The sequence below is a fragment of the Citrifermentans bremense R1 genome (genome assembly GCF_000426865.1).
GTDB classification, from domain to species: Bacteria; Desulfobacterota; Desulfuromonadia; order Geobacterales; family Geobacteraceae; genus Geomonas; species Geomonas bremensis.
In genome coordinates this window covers 76,250-91,206 of the sequence record NZ_AUGE01000017.1, presented here as the reverse complement: position 1 = coordinate 91,206, position 14,957 = coordinate 76,250, and the positions used below count along the sequence as shown (strand labels likewise).

Sequence of the window (14,957 nt, the reverse complement as noted above, 5' to 3'; positions counted from 1 at the left end):
ACTCAATCAACTCAACAACGTCCCCTTCGGCCTTCGGCCCCTAGGTTTACGTAAAAACAAAACCCGATGTCGTGGCTTAACCTGTTTCCTGTGCAGCACCTGTCTGATAGACCACCCCCCTTGCTGGAAAACTGTCAAACTTTGTCACTTTTCGCTGTATACCTGTGCAGCTTTTGCACAGTTGGTGCAATCTTTGCCCACCTTGACGCTCCCACCCAGAAGAAACATCTGTTTACCTTTCTAATGTCCTGCCTTTGCCGTGCTCAAAGGGAAGTCTAGCTAAGTTGACTAATTAGATATGACTTGCCCTGGCTGTACTGCATCGATTTAGTAGGCATAAATTAACTAGGGATTAAATGCCGTTACTTTTAAGCGTAGTTGGCATAAAAGAGGCAGTAATATCGGAAAAACTGCACTGGGGAGCGATCCCCAAAAAACATTTGGAGGTATTAAATGGTAGTTTATCTCTCTGCGTATTTTGCTGTGGTTGTTGCTGTGGTGGGCTATCAGGCCTACTCTCTTTACCAGTATCAGAACAAGGCATCCAGGAATGAGGAGCTGTATGATTCCTCCCTCGCAGAGGTCGAGCCCGGTATCTGCTGATGCCGGCTTTGCGCCACACATTGTGAGAATTTGAGATGGGGGCGGCACCGACGTTGGTTCCGGTGGCGCTTCGGCTCAGGAAAAGAGTAACGGCGGCCTATGGCCGCCGTTACCTTTTCAGCTCAACTCACAAGCTCTTCGCCGCCAGTTCATAAACGTCGCGGGCCAGGCCCGGCTCGGCTAGGATACGTTCCAGCTCCTTTTTCATCAGCTCCTGCCGCGCCGCGTCAAAGCGTCGCCAGCGGCTGAAGGGGGTCAGCATCCTCGCGGCAATCTGCGGGTTGATGCCGTTCAGGCGCAGAATCTGGTCGCAAAGGAACCGGTACCCCCTCCCTTCGGCGTCGTGGAAGCGGACCTGGTTCACTTGGCTGAAGGCGCCGACCAAGGAGCGCACACGGTTGGGGTTCCGGATGTCGAAGTCGGGGTGGTCCAAAAGCTCCAGGACCCGGTCGAGCGTCTGCGGCAGACGGGAAGTCGCCTGCAGGCTGAACCACTTGTCGATGACGCCGCGGTCGTCGCGCCATTTCCGGTAGAAGGCCTCCAGCGCCTCCTCGCGCTCGGGGCAGTCGCAGCCGGCCAGCGTGGCGAGCGCGCCCAGGCTGTCGGTCATGTTGTCGGCGCTCTTGAACTGCTCCATCGCCATGCCTATCGCCTCCCGGGAACCCGGCGCCATCAGGTAGGAGAGGCAGAGGTTCTTCAGCCTGCGGCAACCGGCGAGGCCGTCGTCCGGGTGGTAGGGGGACTTGGGGGCGCACGCCGCGCGCGCCGCCACCAGTTGCGCCCGCAGCCGCTCGCCCACCGTCGCCCGCACCAGCTCACGCGCCTCATGAATGGCGGTCGGGTCGATCACCTCCATCTGCTCGGCGAGATAGCCCTCGGTCGGGAGCGTGAGCGCCTCGGCCAGGAAGGCGCGGTCCTGCTGCTGGTCGGTAAGGAGCGTGCCGAAGGAGCCGATGAAGGCTTCCGGCACCGTCGGAGTCCCCCCCGCCTGGATCTCGTGCACCAGCCCCATGATCACCTGCACCGCCTGCACCTGCCCCGCCTCCCAGCGCACGAACGGGTCGCTGTCGCTGGTCATCAGCAGGGTGAGATCGTCTTGGCTGTAGGGGTACACGAGCTTCACCGGGGCGGAGAAGTTGCGCAAGAGAGAGGGCACCGGCTTGGAGGCTATCCCGGTGAACCGGAAGCTTTGCGTCTCCTGGCGCAGCTCCAGCACCCTGGTGGTCGCACCTGGGCTTTTCTCTCCCTCAAGCGGCAGCGGCAGCTCGCGCCCCTGCCGGTCCAAAAGCCCCATGGAGAGCGGTATGTGGAACGGCTCCTTCTCGGCCTGCCCCGGGGTGGGGGGGCAGCTCTGCGTCACGGTCAGCGTATAGACGCCGCTTGCCTGATCGAAATCGTCGCTCACGCTAAGGACCGGGGTGCCGGACTGGTTGTACCAGCGCATGAACTGGGAAAGGTCGCGCTTTCCCGCGTCCGCCATGGCCTGGACGAATTCGTCGACCCGGACCGCCTGGCCGTCGTGCCGTTCGAAGTACAGGTCCATTCCCGCGCGGAACGCCTCCCGCCCCAGGAGGGTCTGCAGCATCCTGATCACCTCGCCACCCTTGTGGTAGACCGTCATGCTGTAGAAGTTGTTGATCTCCACGTAGGAGTCGGGGCGGACCGGGTGGGCCAGGGGACCCGCATCCTCGGGGAACTGGGAGGAGCGCAATAGCCTCACGTCGGCGATCCTCTTCACCGGGCGCGACTGCATGTCGGCGGAGAACTCCTGGTCCCGGAAGATGGTGAGCCCTTCCTTGAGGGAGAGCTGGAACCAGTCGCGGCAGGTAATCCGGTTGCCGGTCCAGTTGTGGAAGTATTCGTGCCCGATCACCTCTTCGATGGCCTGGTAGTCGTCGTCGGTGGCGGTCTGGGGGCTGGCCAGGACGTAGCGCGAGTTGAAGACGTTCAACCCCTTGTTCTCCATCGCTCCCATGTTGAAGTCGTCCACAGCGACGACCATGTAAGTGTCCAGGTCGTACTCGCGGCCGAACTGCTCCTCGTCCCAGCGCATCGCCTCAATGAGCGACCTGAGCGCGTGGTCGCATTTTCCCTGGTTCTTCTCCTCGACGTAAATCTCCAGGTTCACCTGCCGGCCGCTCATGGTGGTGAAGCGGTCCGAGATGTGGACCAGGTCCCCCGCCACCACGGCGAAGAGGTAGCTGGGCTTTTTAAACGGGTCGTGCCAGGTGGCGAAATGCCGCCCCTCCGGGAGATCCCCCTTTTCCACCAGGTTGCCGTTGGCCAAGAGCACCGGGCAGGACCCCTTCTCCGCTTTCAAGGTGACGGTGTAGACCGCCATTACGTCGGGGCGATCGGTGAAGTAGGTGATGCGGCGGAACCCCTCGGCCTCGCACTGGGTGCAGAGCATGGGGCCGGAGGCATAGAGCCCGGAGAGCGCGCTGTTCGCCCTGGGGCTTATCTGCGTGGTCACCTCCAAAAGGAAGCTCTCCGGCGGATCGATCACGGTGAGCGCGCCGTCCCCCGCCGTATACCGCGCCGGCTCCAGTTCGACCCCGTCCAGCTTGAGCGAGACCAGGGTCAGCTCTTCTCCGTCCAAAACCAGCGGCCGCACGCCTTGCGCCCGGTCGTAGTTGGAGCGGATCTTCAGCCGGGACGCAACCCGGGTCAGTTCTGGGGCCAGGTCGAAGGACAATTCAACTGTCTCAACGAGGTAATCAGGCGCGGAATAATCTTTCTGGTAAACGGTCTGGTGCTGGCAGGTATGCATAGGCTCCCTCTCAAAGGATGTAGGAATGGCAAAGGAAGTATTGTACCGGCGCGAGCAATTGTTTTCAATGTCTTAGCACGTCGAGGGGTTGGTTTTCAGCGAGCTGCAGCGCAGCATTTGTGGCTTAGTCGTACTTAGCTCGCGCGCCGGCCATGATGAAGCGGTGGCAAAGGCACCTCAATAACCGGGCTTACTGTCATAGCGATGTTGACTTTGTCAGGCGATAAGGCTATAAGTTGCCGCATGAAAATCGTCCTAGCCCTGTTGCTTCTTGCCCTTTTCTCCTGGCCCTGTCATGCCACCGAGCAATACGCCGCCCAGACCGGCAAGAGCTGCTCGGCCTGCCATTTAGATCCGGCAGGCGGGGGCGAGCTCACCGCCGAGGGGAAGGCGTTTTCGGCCTCGAAAGCTACGCCCGGCCAAGCCCCCGGCGTTTCCGCACCTGCCAAGGCCCCGAGTGTCTCCGTACCCGCCAAGGCCTCCGGCATCACCGCAGCCGCCAAGGTTTTCCGATTCGTCATCGGGTACATCCATATGCTGACCGCCATCCTCTGGTTCGGCACCATCCTTTACGTGCACCTGGTGTTGAAGCCCGCCTACGCGGCCGGCGGCCTGCCGCGCGGGGAGGTTCGCGTGGGGGTGCTTTCCATGGCGGTCATGGGAATCACCGGAATAGTCCTTACCTACTTCCGCGTAACTTCATGGGACATGCTGCTGCACACCCGCTTCGGGGTGCTGCTCATGATCAAGATAGGCCTGTACCTGGTGATGGTCTGCACCGCGGCTTACGTGGTGCTCTTCATCGGCCCCAAGCTGAAGGCAAAGCGCAGGGAACCGGCGACGCTCCCGCAGGGAGGGGATCTGACCATCGACGAGCTGGCCTCCTGCGACGGCAAGGAGGGGCGTCCCGCCTGGTTCGCCTACCAGGGGAAACTCTACGACGCCACCGCAAGCAGGCTCTGGAAGCAGGGTGTGCACATGGGGCGGCACAACGCCGGGGAAGATTTGACCGAAGCGCTGAAACTCGCGCCGCACGGATCGGAGAAAGTAGCCATGATGCCTGCGGTAGGGGCGCTTGTAGCCCAGACCGACCGCAAGGCTCCGCTGCACGAGCGTGTTTTCTTCTTCATGGCCTACATGAATCTCAGCATCGTTTTCCTGGTGGTGCTGATACTTGCCCTTTGGCGCTGGGCTTAGATAGATCCCCGGCAGAACCGGGAAGAAGGAAGGGTCGTGAAGCAACTCCGCATTTTCCCCAAGAGCAGTTCCATCAGAAATCCCGATTCCCTGCTGCGCCTTTTCGTTGTCATCGCTCTGGTTTCCACCGTCGTCATCACCATAGCGGCGGGCCTCGTCTTCGTCGAGGTGCTGCACCGCCATGTAATCCGCAACGCCGAAGAAGATGCCATAAAGGTAAGCAGCGCCCTCCTCGCGACTGACCGTGCGCGCCTTACCGCCAGGCAGGCTGACGGCAGCGTGAAGGTTGCGGTCGCCTCGGCCGACCTGCCGGAGATGGACCGCCACTTCAGGAAGTTCCTTTCCCCTTTCGAAATCGTGAAGATCAAGATCTACTCCGCCGACAGCACCATCGTCTACAGCACCGAGGCAAGCCTCATCGGCAAGGTCGACAACCACAACTCCCGGCTGGATCACGCCTTGGAGGGGCTCTTCGACTCGAAGCTGGAGAGGAAGGAAGAGGTGAAAGACCTGGCGTCCGAGATGAAGTTCAACGTGGACGTGGTGGAAACGTACATCCCGATCTGGGATAACGGCCAGGTGATCGGGAGCTTCGAGGTCTACATCGACGTCACCGAGTACCGCAACGACACGGCGAATACCGCGTCCTTGGCGCTCGGCGCCCTGGCCGGCATCCTGGTCGTGGTTTTCGGCATCTCTTACTTCCTGGTCCGAAAGGGGACGCGGGAGATCAAGGAGATCCAGGAGGTGCTGAAAAAGCAGACCATGACCGATGCCCTCACCGGGACCTTCAACAAGAGCCAGATCGAGCTTTTGGCGTGCAAGGAGTTCGCCCGCTGTTCCCGCAGAAACGAGAAAGGGCTCGCGGACGCGGACCTGGGCTTCATCATGATCGACATCGACCGGTTCAAGGAAGTAAACGACACCTACGGCCACCTGGCGGGGGACGTCCTGCTGCAGCAGTTCGCGGCCAGGATCGCGCGCTCGCTGCGCAACTACGATTCCATCGGTCGTTTCGGCGGCGAGGAATTCCTGGTGATGCTCCCGGGTTCCGACCTCGAGCAGACGCGTGCGGTAGCTCAGAAAATTTGGTCCCTGCTCCGGGAAGAGCCTTACCTGGTCGACGGGCGTGAGATCAACCTGACCGCGAGCCTCGGCGCCGCCGCCGTCAAAGAGGGGGACGCCGACCTGCTCCATGTTCTCAAGCGGGCGGACCAGAGGCTCTACGCCGCCAAGAGCGCGGGGCGCGACCGCGTAGTCTGATTCCTTCCCCCACCCCCTACCCCCATACACCCGCAAGAGGAGGGGGACCAATGCGACCTTTCCTGGAATTCCCCCACCCCTTGTCTGCAAGGAACCCTTTACAAACCGTGCACAGGCAGGCATCGCAGGCGCCGCCTTTTGGGCTGTGGGTGACACCCCTTTCCGCGGGATTTTGGGATGACAGGAGGGGAGCAACACTGTTACTATCGTCAACCACCGCCACCGTAGCCAGCCGGCAGAGCTTAGAAGGAGAGACAGATCATGACCGTGGAGAAGAACCTGCGCCTGGAGGGGATCTACCCCCAGCGCCAGAAGGAATTTTACATGCAGCGGGTGAAACTCCCCGCGGGGATCATATCCGCGGAGCAGGCGCTCAAGGTGGCGCAGCTGGCTGAGCGCTTCGCCAAGGGGATGGTGCATCTCACCACCCGGGGGAGCATCGAGCTGCATTGGCTCACCGAAGGCGATCTTGAGTACGTGGCGGGCCAACTGGCGATGGTGGGGCTTTACAACCGGGGCGCCTGCGGCGGCGCGGTACGCGGCGTGGTCTGCGGCAGCCTGGCGGCGGCCGGGGCCCCTGCCTTGGAGGCCTTGGTGCGCAGGATCCACCGGCACTTCACCGGCAACGCGCGCTTCGAAAAGCTCCCCAAGAAGTTCAAGGTGGGCGTGGAGGCGGACGTCTCAAGCGGGCGGCACCTGATCCAGGATCTGGGGCTCGTGCCGGCGGCGTCGGGGGAGCCTTCGCGTTTCGACGTCTGGGCGGCCGGCGGCCTTGGGCGCGAGCCGATCCCCGGCTTCCTGCTGGCGCGGGACGTGGCCGAGGATGCGTTGATCCCGCTCATCGAGAGGGTGGCCCAGGTTTACCAGGCCAACACCCCGGCGGGGAAGCGTCTGAAGCACCTGATCCGCGAGATCGGGCAGGACGAGTTCCGGCTGAGGGTCTTGGGAGACACAGAGGAGATTTCCAGCGCGCCGACCCTGACCGGGAGCCTCGTTCCCGTGCCGGCGGACGCGTCGGCGCGCCTGGAGGCGCATGTCTTCGCCGGCGAACTTTCCTGCCAAGGTCTCGTGGCGCTGGCGGAGATCGCCCGGGAGTACTGCGGCGGGATCCTGATGATAACCGGCGACCAGAACGTGAAGATGCATCTCTCGGAGGGGGGCGGGCGCGAGAAGGCTGTCGCCGCCCTGGCCGCGGCGGGGTTTGCCGGGGAGAGCGCCAGGGAGAGAGTAATCTTCCGAGTCTGCCCGGGTACCCACGAGTGCGTCATGGGGCTCTCTGCGACCCGAGAGGTCGCTGCGGCCGTGGTGGAAGAGATGGGGGAGGAGGCGCTGGGGCTTACCTGGGCCATTTCCGGCTGCCCCAACTGCTGCGCCCAGCCCCAGCTGGCGCAGGCGGGGATCGTCTCCTCCCGTCTGGTGACCGATCCGGCCGGGCGCGCGCCGCGTTTCGACCTGTACCGCCCCGGCGTTGGCCCCTTTGCCGAGCCGGTGCAGCAGGGGCTCACCCTGGCGCAGCTATTGGCGGAGGTGAAGAAAATCTGAAAAACAGATAAAGATAGAGATAAAGGAAAACCTAAACTACAGATAAAGATAGAGATTAAGGAAAGCCTAAAAGCCTTCTTTATCTCTATCTTTATCTTTATCTGCAGTTAAGTTGCTCGTCCAGCAGGTCCCTCACCTTTCCCAGTAACTCGCTGATGCTGATCGGCTTGGACACGAAGTGGCGCGGGTCGCCCTTGATCAGACTGTCGGTGATGATGTCCGCGGTGTAACCGCTCATGAACAACGCCTTCGCGCCCGGCCTGATCCGGGAGATCTCGTCGTACGCCTCCTTGCCGTTTCGCTTGGGCATGATCACGTCCAGGATCACCAACTGCACCTCCGCGGCTGCCCCCCTGAACGTCTGCACCGCATCCTCGCCATCCACCGCCTTGATCACCCGGTAACCGAATTCCTCCAGGAGCTCTCCCACCATCTCCCTGATTACCGCGTCATCCTCGACCAGCAGGATGGTCTCGTCCCCACCACGGAGCTCCTGTGCCGCCTGGGCCGCCTCCAACTCGGCCGGCGCGTCTATGAGCGGCAGGTAGATCCTGAAAACGGTGCCGTGCCCGGGCTCGCTGTAGCAGTTGATGAAGCCGCCGTGCTGTTTGACTATCCCGTAGACCATGGCCAACCCCAGGCCGGTCCCCTTGCCCGGCGCCTTGGTGGTGAAGAAGGGCTCGAAGATCCTGTCCCTGGTCTTTTCGTCCATACCGACCCCGGAATCGGCGACCGACAAAAGGGCGTAGCTCCCCGGGCGGCCGTAGCCATGCTTGGCAACGAACTCCCGGTCCAGCGCCATGCTCTCGGTCGACAGGCTCAGCACCCCCCCCTCCGGCATGGCGTCCCGGGCGTTCACCACCAGGTTCATGATCACCTGCTCGATCTGGCCGGAGTCAGCCATGATGGAGAGTTCCTCCGGCGCAAGCTGCGACCTCCACTCGATGTTCTCCGGGATCAGGCGCTGCAAAAGGATGTCGACGTTGTTGATGATGGCGTTGAGCCCGGTGGGCGCGGGGTTGCCGGCCTGCCTCCTGCTGTAGGCCAAAAGGCTCCGGGTCAGGCTCGCCGCGCGTTCGGAAGCCCGCAGGATCTCGCCTACCTTGCGCTGCAGCGGGTGCGCCTCGTCCAGTTCCAGCTGCAACATGGTGGTGTAGCCGATGATGGCGGTGAGGATGTTGTTGAAGTCGTGCGCTATGCCGCCGGTCAGGGTGCCGATGGCCTCCATCTTCTGGGATTGGGTTAGCTGGTGCTCCAGCGCCAGTTTCTCCTGCTCCGCCCGGAGCTTCTCGGTTACGTCGTGCACCATGACGATTTCGGCGTCGACCCCGGCGAATTTCATCACCTGCGATATGGTCTCCACCAAAATGACGCTCCCGTCTTTTTTCACGTGGCGCTTAAGCGGGGGGGGGGCGGGGCTTGTTTCCCCCTGGGGGAGCAGTTCCAACCCCTCTGCGGAGTGCGCCGACAGGTCGTTCAGCTTCATCTCCAGGAACTCCTGCATGGAGTACCCGTAGTGCCGCAGGGCCGCGTTGTTCACCGCCAGGAAGGAGAGGGCCTTCAGGTCGTAGGCCCACATCGGGTGCGGGTTGTTCTCGAACAGCAGGCGGTAGCGCTCTTCCGACTCCTTGAGCGATAGCTCGAACTGCCGGCGCTGGGTGATGTCCTCTTTGATGCAGACGAGGTGCGTCGCCTTGCCGTCCAGGGTCTTGATGGGGGAAAGGGTGACCTGCTCCCAGAAAACGGCGCCGTCTTTCCGGCGGGCCGGGATTTCGCCGCGCCATTCCTTGCCTCGCCGCACCAGTTCGCGCAACGCCAGCTTGAAGCCGAGCTGGGCCTCGTGCGGCAGGAGGCGTTTCATGTCGCTCCCCACCAGCTCCGCGATTTCATATCCGGTGGCCTCGACAGTCTTGGGGTTCACGTATTCGATGGTGCCGTCCAGCGTTGCTATCAGCACCGCGTTCGGGCTTTGTTCGATCACCCGCGACAGCTTGAGGATCTTGTCGGCCGCCTCCTGCCGTTCGGTCACGTCGTAGCAGGTGCCGATGTACCCGACGAACTCGCCGTCGAGACCGTAGAAGGGGCGCCCCATGTCGGTGATCCAGCGGTAGCTGCCGCTTCTGTGCCTCAGCCGGTATTCCATCTGGAAGGGTCTGCGGTTTTCGACGGCGTCGAGGTAGGTGCGGCAGCAGAAATCCAGCTCTTCCGGATGCACCCCGTGCATCCAGCCGTCTCCCTGTTCCTCTTCCAGGGTCCGACCGGTGAACTCCAGCCAGGTCTGGTTGAAGTAGTCGCACTTGCCGTCGGTTCCCGCGCGCCAGACCATGGCGGGGAAGTTCTCGAACAGCGTCAGGTAGAAGTCGCGGGAGCGTTCCTGTTCCAAGAGCATCTTGTTGAAGGTCCGCGCCATCTGCCCGATCTCGTCGTCGGAAATCACCGGCGCGAGCCGCCGGGAGCCCTTGAGCGAGGGGAGCTGCTCCAGGTGGCGGGTGAACGACAAAAGAGGCCGGGTCAGGTACCCCATGAAGGGCCAGACGATCAGGATGGAGAGAAGCGACGCGGCGAGCGAACCGGCCAGGAAGTAGTGCCTCGCCGTGTAAAGCGGCCCGTACACCTCGCTCAGCGGGTAGCTGACCGCCATGATCCAGTTGGTGGATTTCAACCGCTTCACCGAGCGCAGCACCGGCAGCCCGGCTACGGTGCCGCTCTCCCTGGTCCCTTCGTACCCTGCGATCGCCCGGTCCACCATGTCGTTAGTTCCGGGGGGGTCGCGGCGCAGCACCCGTTTTGGGTTCGGGTGCATCAGCACGTACCGGTTGCTGTCGTAGAGGGAGAGGAAACCCTTCTGCCCCAGTTTCAGCGCGGCCAGCGACTGCAGGTACCGCTGCCGGCGCAGGTCGATGCTCCCACCCAGTATGCCGATGATCCGGTGCCTGGAGTCGAACACGGGCGTGCTGAACATGATGATGGGGTGGCTTTGCTTCTGGAACGAGGCGAAAGGCGCGGAGACGGACATCTTCCCCGTCTGCATGGTCTGCTTGAAGTAGTCCCGGAAGGAGAAGCCCCTGCCGATGAAGTTGAGTTCCTCCGGGTTGGCGGCGATGAGCCGCCCGGTGTTCGAGAAGATGAAGAGGGAATTGTCGAAGAAAGCGCGCTGCTTTTTATGCGCATCGAGCAGCTGCTGCGCCTGCTTTTGGCTGGTCAGCGTTTCAGGGGTGATGCCGGCGGCGAGCTGGTCTAGGTCCGACATGAAGTCGAAGATGCGGTTGTCTACCTGATAGGCCAGGGAATCGAGGAGCGTGGACTGCTGCAGGGAGATGTTGCGTCTGAATCTTTGCTCGTAGTACAGCACCGAACTCACAGCCGTCACCGACATCAGGAACCCGACCAGCAGGAAGACGGCTAGTGTCATTTTGGTTTTCATGCTGGTGACGAGCACGGAAACTCCAAATCGGCTAGGCTGGGCCAGACGGAGGACCCAAGTGTGTTCACATGCCGTAGATGGGACAGAGGCAGGCACCACTGTCTCAGTGCCTCACGGGAGTGGCTTCAGCCAATACCAACGTTATATACGTTTTCAAAGAAATAACAATACTATAATTTAAATCGGCTTATGCCACAAAAAGAAACACAGCGAAGATTCAGGGGGTAGATGGTTTGACAGTGATGCCTAACCATATTCAATAAAGATAACGGCTTCAAACAGTGAATGCTTGAGCTTTTTTTTGCGGGGCGGTGCGGCAGCGGGAGTGGCGCTCGAAGGCAGACGTAGTAAAACCGTCAACAATCTGTCGCCGTCTCTGCTTTTGTGGCCTAAAGTGGACAACCTTCGGGCTATTCCAGGTGTTTACGCGTAGAGCGGTGGTGGGAGTAGCTCTCGTATCCACTGCAGATGTGGAAAACCATGTTGATAACATGTCCCTTGTGCCGGGAAGTTTCAGTAATGGAGACATCTCCAGCAAATTGCCGTAAATTTAGGCACGCTAAAACCGCGCGAAACGGGCCCCTGACAATCCGTTGACGCTTGGGCACGGCATAAAAAAAAGGGGGGGCGGAGCCCCCCCTTTCCCTCTTCTTTTCTGTCTCAGAAGTCAGGCCATCACGATGAGAAGTTCCTCTTTCTCGACCTTGCCCCCCTCCTTGCAGCGCACCTCGAAGACGGTGCCGTCCTCCTTGGCCTTGATGTTGGTCTCCATCTTCATGGCCTCGGTGACGGCGAGGATGTCCCCCGCCTTGACGGAGTCGCCGGTCTTCACGTTCATCTTGATCACCTTGCCCGGCATCGGCGCCCCTACGTGCTTGGGGTTCGACTTGTCGGCCTTTTCGTGGCCGCAGTCGTCGCTTTGCACCGACTGGTCGCGCACGGTGACGCTCCTTGAGTTGCCGTTGAGCTCGAAGTAGATCTGCTTGGTGCCGTCGGGCTGGGTCCTGCCGACTGCATTCAGCTTGACGATCAAGGTCTTTCCGGGCTGGAGCTCGATGGAGGTCTCCTGGCCCGGCTCAAGGCCGTAGAAGAAGATCGGGGTCGGGATCACGGAGACGTCGGAGTACTCCTGGCGGTGCTTCGCGTATTCGACGTAGACGCTCGGGTACATGATGTAGGACATCAGTTCCTCGTCGTTCACCGGGTGCCCCGCCTTGGCCTCAGCCGTGGCGCGCTCCTTCTCGAAATCCGTCGGTTCCAGGAGCTCGCCGGGGCGGCAGGTGATCGGCTCCTCCCCTTTCAGGACGATCTTCTGCAGCTCCTCGGGGAACCCCTGGTACGGCTGGCCGATCATCCCCTTGAAGAAGCCGACCACCGACTCGGGGAAGGCGAGATCCGCGCCCGGCGCGAAGACGTCGGCGGGCTCCAGGTTGTTCTTCACCAGGAACATCGCCATGTCGCCGACGACCTTGGAGGAAGGGGTCACCTTCACCACGTCGCCAAAGAGCACGTTGACCTTGTGGTACATCTCCTTGCATTCCTCCCAGCGCTCCAAAAGCCCGAGCCCCGCGACCTGCGGCTTGTAGTTGGAGTACTGCCCCCCCGGGATCTCGTGGTGGTACACCTCGGCGGTGCCGCTTTTGAGGCCGGATTCGAACGGCGCGTAGAAGTCGCGCACCGTCTCCCAGTAGTTGGCGAGCTGCTGCAGGCCGTGCTCGTTCACCTTGGGATCGAACTCGGTTCCCTTGAGGGTCGCCACCAGCGCATTCAAGTTGGGCTGCGAGGTGAGGCCGGATATGGAGGAAAGCGCCGCGTCGACGATGTCGACACCCGCCTGCGCCGCCATCACGAGGAGCGCGCCGCCGTTTCCGGAGGTGTCGTGGGTGTGCAGGTGCACCGGGATGCCGATCTCCTCCTTGAGCGCCTTGACCAGCTGGTAGCCGGCGTACGGCTTCAGGAGCCCGGCCATGTCCTTGATGGCGAGGATGTGCGCCCCCATCTTCTCCAGCTCCTTCGCCATGGAGACGTAGTAGGAGAGCGGGTACTTGGTGCGGGTGGGGTCGGAGATGTCGCCGGTGTAGCAGATGGCGGCCTCGCAGATCTTGCCCGATTTCTGCACCGCCTCCATGGCCACCTGCATGCCGCGGGTCCAGTTGAGCGAGTCGAAGACGCGGAAGACGTCGACGCCGGATTCGGCCGCCTGGGCCACGAAGCGCTGCACCACGTTGTCCGGGTAGTTGGTGTACCCCACGGCGTTGGAGCCGCGAAGGAGCATCTGGAACAGCACGTTGGGGATCGCCTCGGAGAGAGCGTGCAGCCTCTGCCAGGGGTCTTCCTTCAAAAAGCGCATGGTGACGTCGAAGGTCGCCCCGCCCCAGAGTTCCAGCGAGAAGAGGTCGCTGGCCAGGTGCGAGGTCGGCTCGGCGATCTTCAACAGGTCGTGGGTTCTGACGCGGGTAGCCAGAAGCGACTGGTGCGCGTCGCGCATGGTGGTGTCGGTCAAGAGCAGGTGCTTTTGCTCCAAGACCCACTTGGAAAGCCCCTCGGCCCCCTTCTCGCGCAGGATGTCGCGGGTCCCTTTCGGCCTTTGGGCGAAGGGGGCGATCTGCGGCACGGCGGCCTCGATGAGCTCCGCGGAGCGCAAAGGCTTCGCGACCCCCGGGGAGCCGTTGACGATGACGTCGCCCAGGAACTGCAGCACCTTGTTGGCGCGGTCCTTCTTCTCCGGGATGACGAGCAGCTCCGGGTGCTGGTCGATGAACGAGGTGTTGCAGCCCCCCGCGAGGAACACCGGGTGCGTGATCACGTTCTCCAGGAAGCCGATGTTGGTCTTTACCCCGCGCACCCTGAACTCCTGGAGGCTTCGGTCCATGATGTGCGCAGCTTCGGCGAAGGTAAGGCCCCAGGCGCTCACCTTGACCAGCAGCGAGTCGTAGTGCGGGGTGATCTGGGCGCCGGTGAAGGCGTTACCGGCGTCGAGGCGCACGCCGCATCCGGCCGAGGAGCGGTAGGTGGAGAGCGTCCCGAAGTCGGGGGCGAAGTTGTTCCCCGGGTCCTCGGTGGTGATGCGGCACTGGATGGCGTAGCCGCGCATCTCGATGGAGCCCTGGTTCGGGATGTTGATCTCCGGGTCGGAGAGCCTCTTCCCTTCCGCGATCAGGATCTGGGCCTGGACCAGGTTCCTGCCGGTGATCATCTCGGTCACCGTGTGCTCCACCTGGATGCGGGGGTTCATCTCGATGAAGTAGTACTTGCCCTCCTCGTCGAGCAGGAACTCCACCGTCCCCGCGTTGCGGTACCCGACCTGGTTCGCTATCTTCAGCGCGTCGGTGCAAAGCGCCAAGCGGGTGGCGCCGGGAAGGGCCAGCGACGGCGCGAATTCGACCACCTTCTGGTGTCGGCGCTGGATCGAGCAGTCGCGCTCGTAGAAGTGCACCAGGTTCCCGTAGGCGTCGCCCAGGACCTGCACCTCGATGTGCTTGGGATTCTTCAGGTAGCGCTCGAGGAAGACGGAAGGGTCGCCGAAGGCGGCCTTCGCCTCGCTGGAGGCGGACTGCAGCCCCTCCAGGAGTTCCTTCTTGTCGGTGGCGACGCGCATGCCGCGGCCGCCGCCTCCCGCCGCCGCCTTGATGATGATGGGGTAGCCGTGGTTCTTGGCGAAGATGAGGGCGTCCTCCTCGTGGGTGATCGGTTCCTCGGTCCCGGGAACGGTGGTGACGCCCGCCGCCTTGGCGACCTTTCTGGCGGCGACCTTGTCGCCCAGGGCGCGCTGCATCTCGGCGGTCGGTCCGATGAAGGCGATGCCGTTGGCCTCGCACTTCTCGGCGAATTCGGCATTTTCGGCAAGGAACCCGTAGCCCGGGTGGATGGCGTCGACTTCGCGCTTCTTCGCCAGCGCGATGATCTCGTCGATGCCGAGGTAGGCGTCGATGGGGGCTTTCCCCTTGCCGACCAGGTACGCTTCGTCCGCCTTGTAGCGGTGCAGGGATAGCTTGTCCTCTTCCGAGTAGATGGCCACCGTGCTGATGCCGAGCTCGGTGCAGGCGCGGAAGATCCTGATTGCGATCTCTCCGCGGTTTGCCGCCATCACTTTCCTGAATTTCCTTGCTTCCATTGCTTCTCCTTTTGGGGGTAGATTTTTTACCGTGAGTAAAAGTT

General features: G+C 62.1%; 7 protein-coding genes. 4 read left to right on the top strand and 3 right to left on the bottom strand.

The window, feature by feature from the left end:
* Nucleotides 1–453 precede the first annotated feature (453 nt).
* A complete protein-coding gene (locus K419_RS23555) occupies nt 454–603 on the top strand; it encodes a hypothetical protein (RefSeq protein ID WP_156912208.1) in 150 nt (49 codons plus the stop codon).
* A gap of 127 nt (nt 604–730) precedes the next feature.
* Here K419_RS23555 and pepN read toward each other — a convergent pair whose 3' ends face one another.
* Nucleotides 731–3,373, bottom strand: a complete 2,643-nt coding sequence (gene pepN, locus K419_RS0111855) for an aminopeptidase N (RefSeq protein WP_026841785.1) — start codon at nt 3,371–3,373, stop codon at nt 731–733.
* A 243-nt stretch (nt 3,374–3,616) separates the two neighbouring features.
* On the opposite strand from pepN, the gene K419_RS0111850 reads away from it, so the two are divergent.
* From K419_RS0111850 to K419_RS0111840, 3 genes are all read left to right on the top strand, one after another.
* Nucleotides 3,617–4,570: a CopD family protein gene (locus K419_RS0111850; RefSeq protein ID WP_035497189.1), complete on the top strand. Its 954-nt coding sequence runs from the start codon at nt 3,617–3,619 to the stop codon at nt 4,568–4,570.
* 36 nt (nt 4,571–4,606) lie between these two features.
* Nucleotides 4,607–5,833: a GGDEF domain-containing protein gene (locus tag K419_RS0111845; protein ID WP_026841783.1), complete on the top strand. Its 1,227-nt coding sequence runs from the start codon at nt 4,607–4,609 to the stop codon at nt 5,831–5,833.
* A 261-nt stretch (nt 5,834–6,094) separates the two neighbouring features.
* Nucleotides 6,095–7,375: a nitrite/sulfite reductase gene (locus K419_RS0111840; RefSeq protein ID WP_026841782.1), complete on the top strand. Its 1,281-nt coding sequence runs from the start codon at nt 6,095–6,097 to the stop codon at nt 7,373–7,375.
* 97 nt (nt 7,376–7,472) lie between these two features.
* On the opposite strand, the gene K419_RS0111835 is transcribed toward K419_RS0111840, so the two are convergent.
* Both K419_RS0111835 and K419_RS0111830 read right to left on the bottom strand, forming a co-directional pair.
* Nucleotides 7,473–10,787 carry a PAS domain S-box protein gene (locus K419_RS0111835; protein WP_226377691.1) on the bottom strand — a complete coding sequence of 1,105 codons (3,315 nt, stop codon included), beginning with the start codon at nt 10,785–10,787 and terminating at the stop codon, nt 7,473–7,475.
* Nucleotides 10,788–11,466: 679 nt separating this feature from the next.
* On the bottom strand, nt 11,467–14,913 hold the full coding sequence (locus K419_RS0111830; RefSeq protein ID WP_026841780.1) for a pyruvate carboxylase: 3,447 nt from the start codon (nt 14,911–14,913) through the stop codon (nt 11,467–11,469).
* Nucleotides 14,914–14,957: the final 44 nt, after the last annotated feature.

Excerpts from the sequence above, each read along its gene's own strand:
- K419_RS23555 (WP_156912208.1), top strand. The coding sequence starts at position 454 with ATGGTAGTTTATCTCTCTGCGTATTTTGCTGTGGTTGTTGCTGTGGTG.
- pepN (WP_026841785.1), bottom strand. The coding sequence starts at position 3,373 with ATGCATACCTGCCAGCACCAGACCGTTTACCAGAAAGATTATTCCGCG.
- K419_RS0111850 (WP_035497189.1), top strand. The coding sequence starts at position 3,617 with ATGAAAATCGTCCTAGCCCTGTTGCTTCTTGCCCTTTTCTCCTGGCCC.
- K419_RS0111840 (WP_026841782.1), top strand. The coding sequence starts at position 6,095 with ATGACCGTGGAGAAGAACCTGCGCCTGGAGGGGATCTACCCCCAGCGC.
- K419_RS0111835 (WP_226377691.1), bottom strand. The coding sequence starts at position 10,787 with ATGACACTAGCCGTCTTCCTGCTGGTCGGGTTCCTGATGTCGGTGACG.
- K419_RS0111830 (WP_026841780.1), bottom strand. The coding sequence starts at position 14,913 with ATGGAAGCAAGGAAATTCAGGAAAGTGATGGCGGCAAACCGCGGAGAG.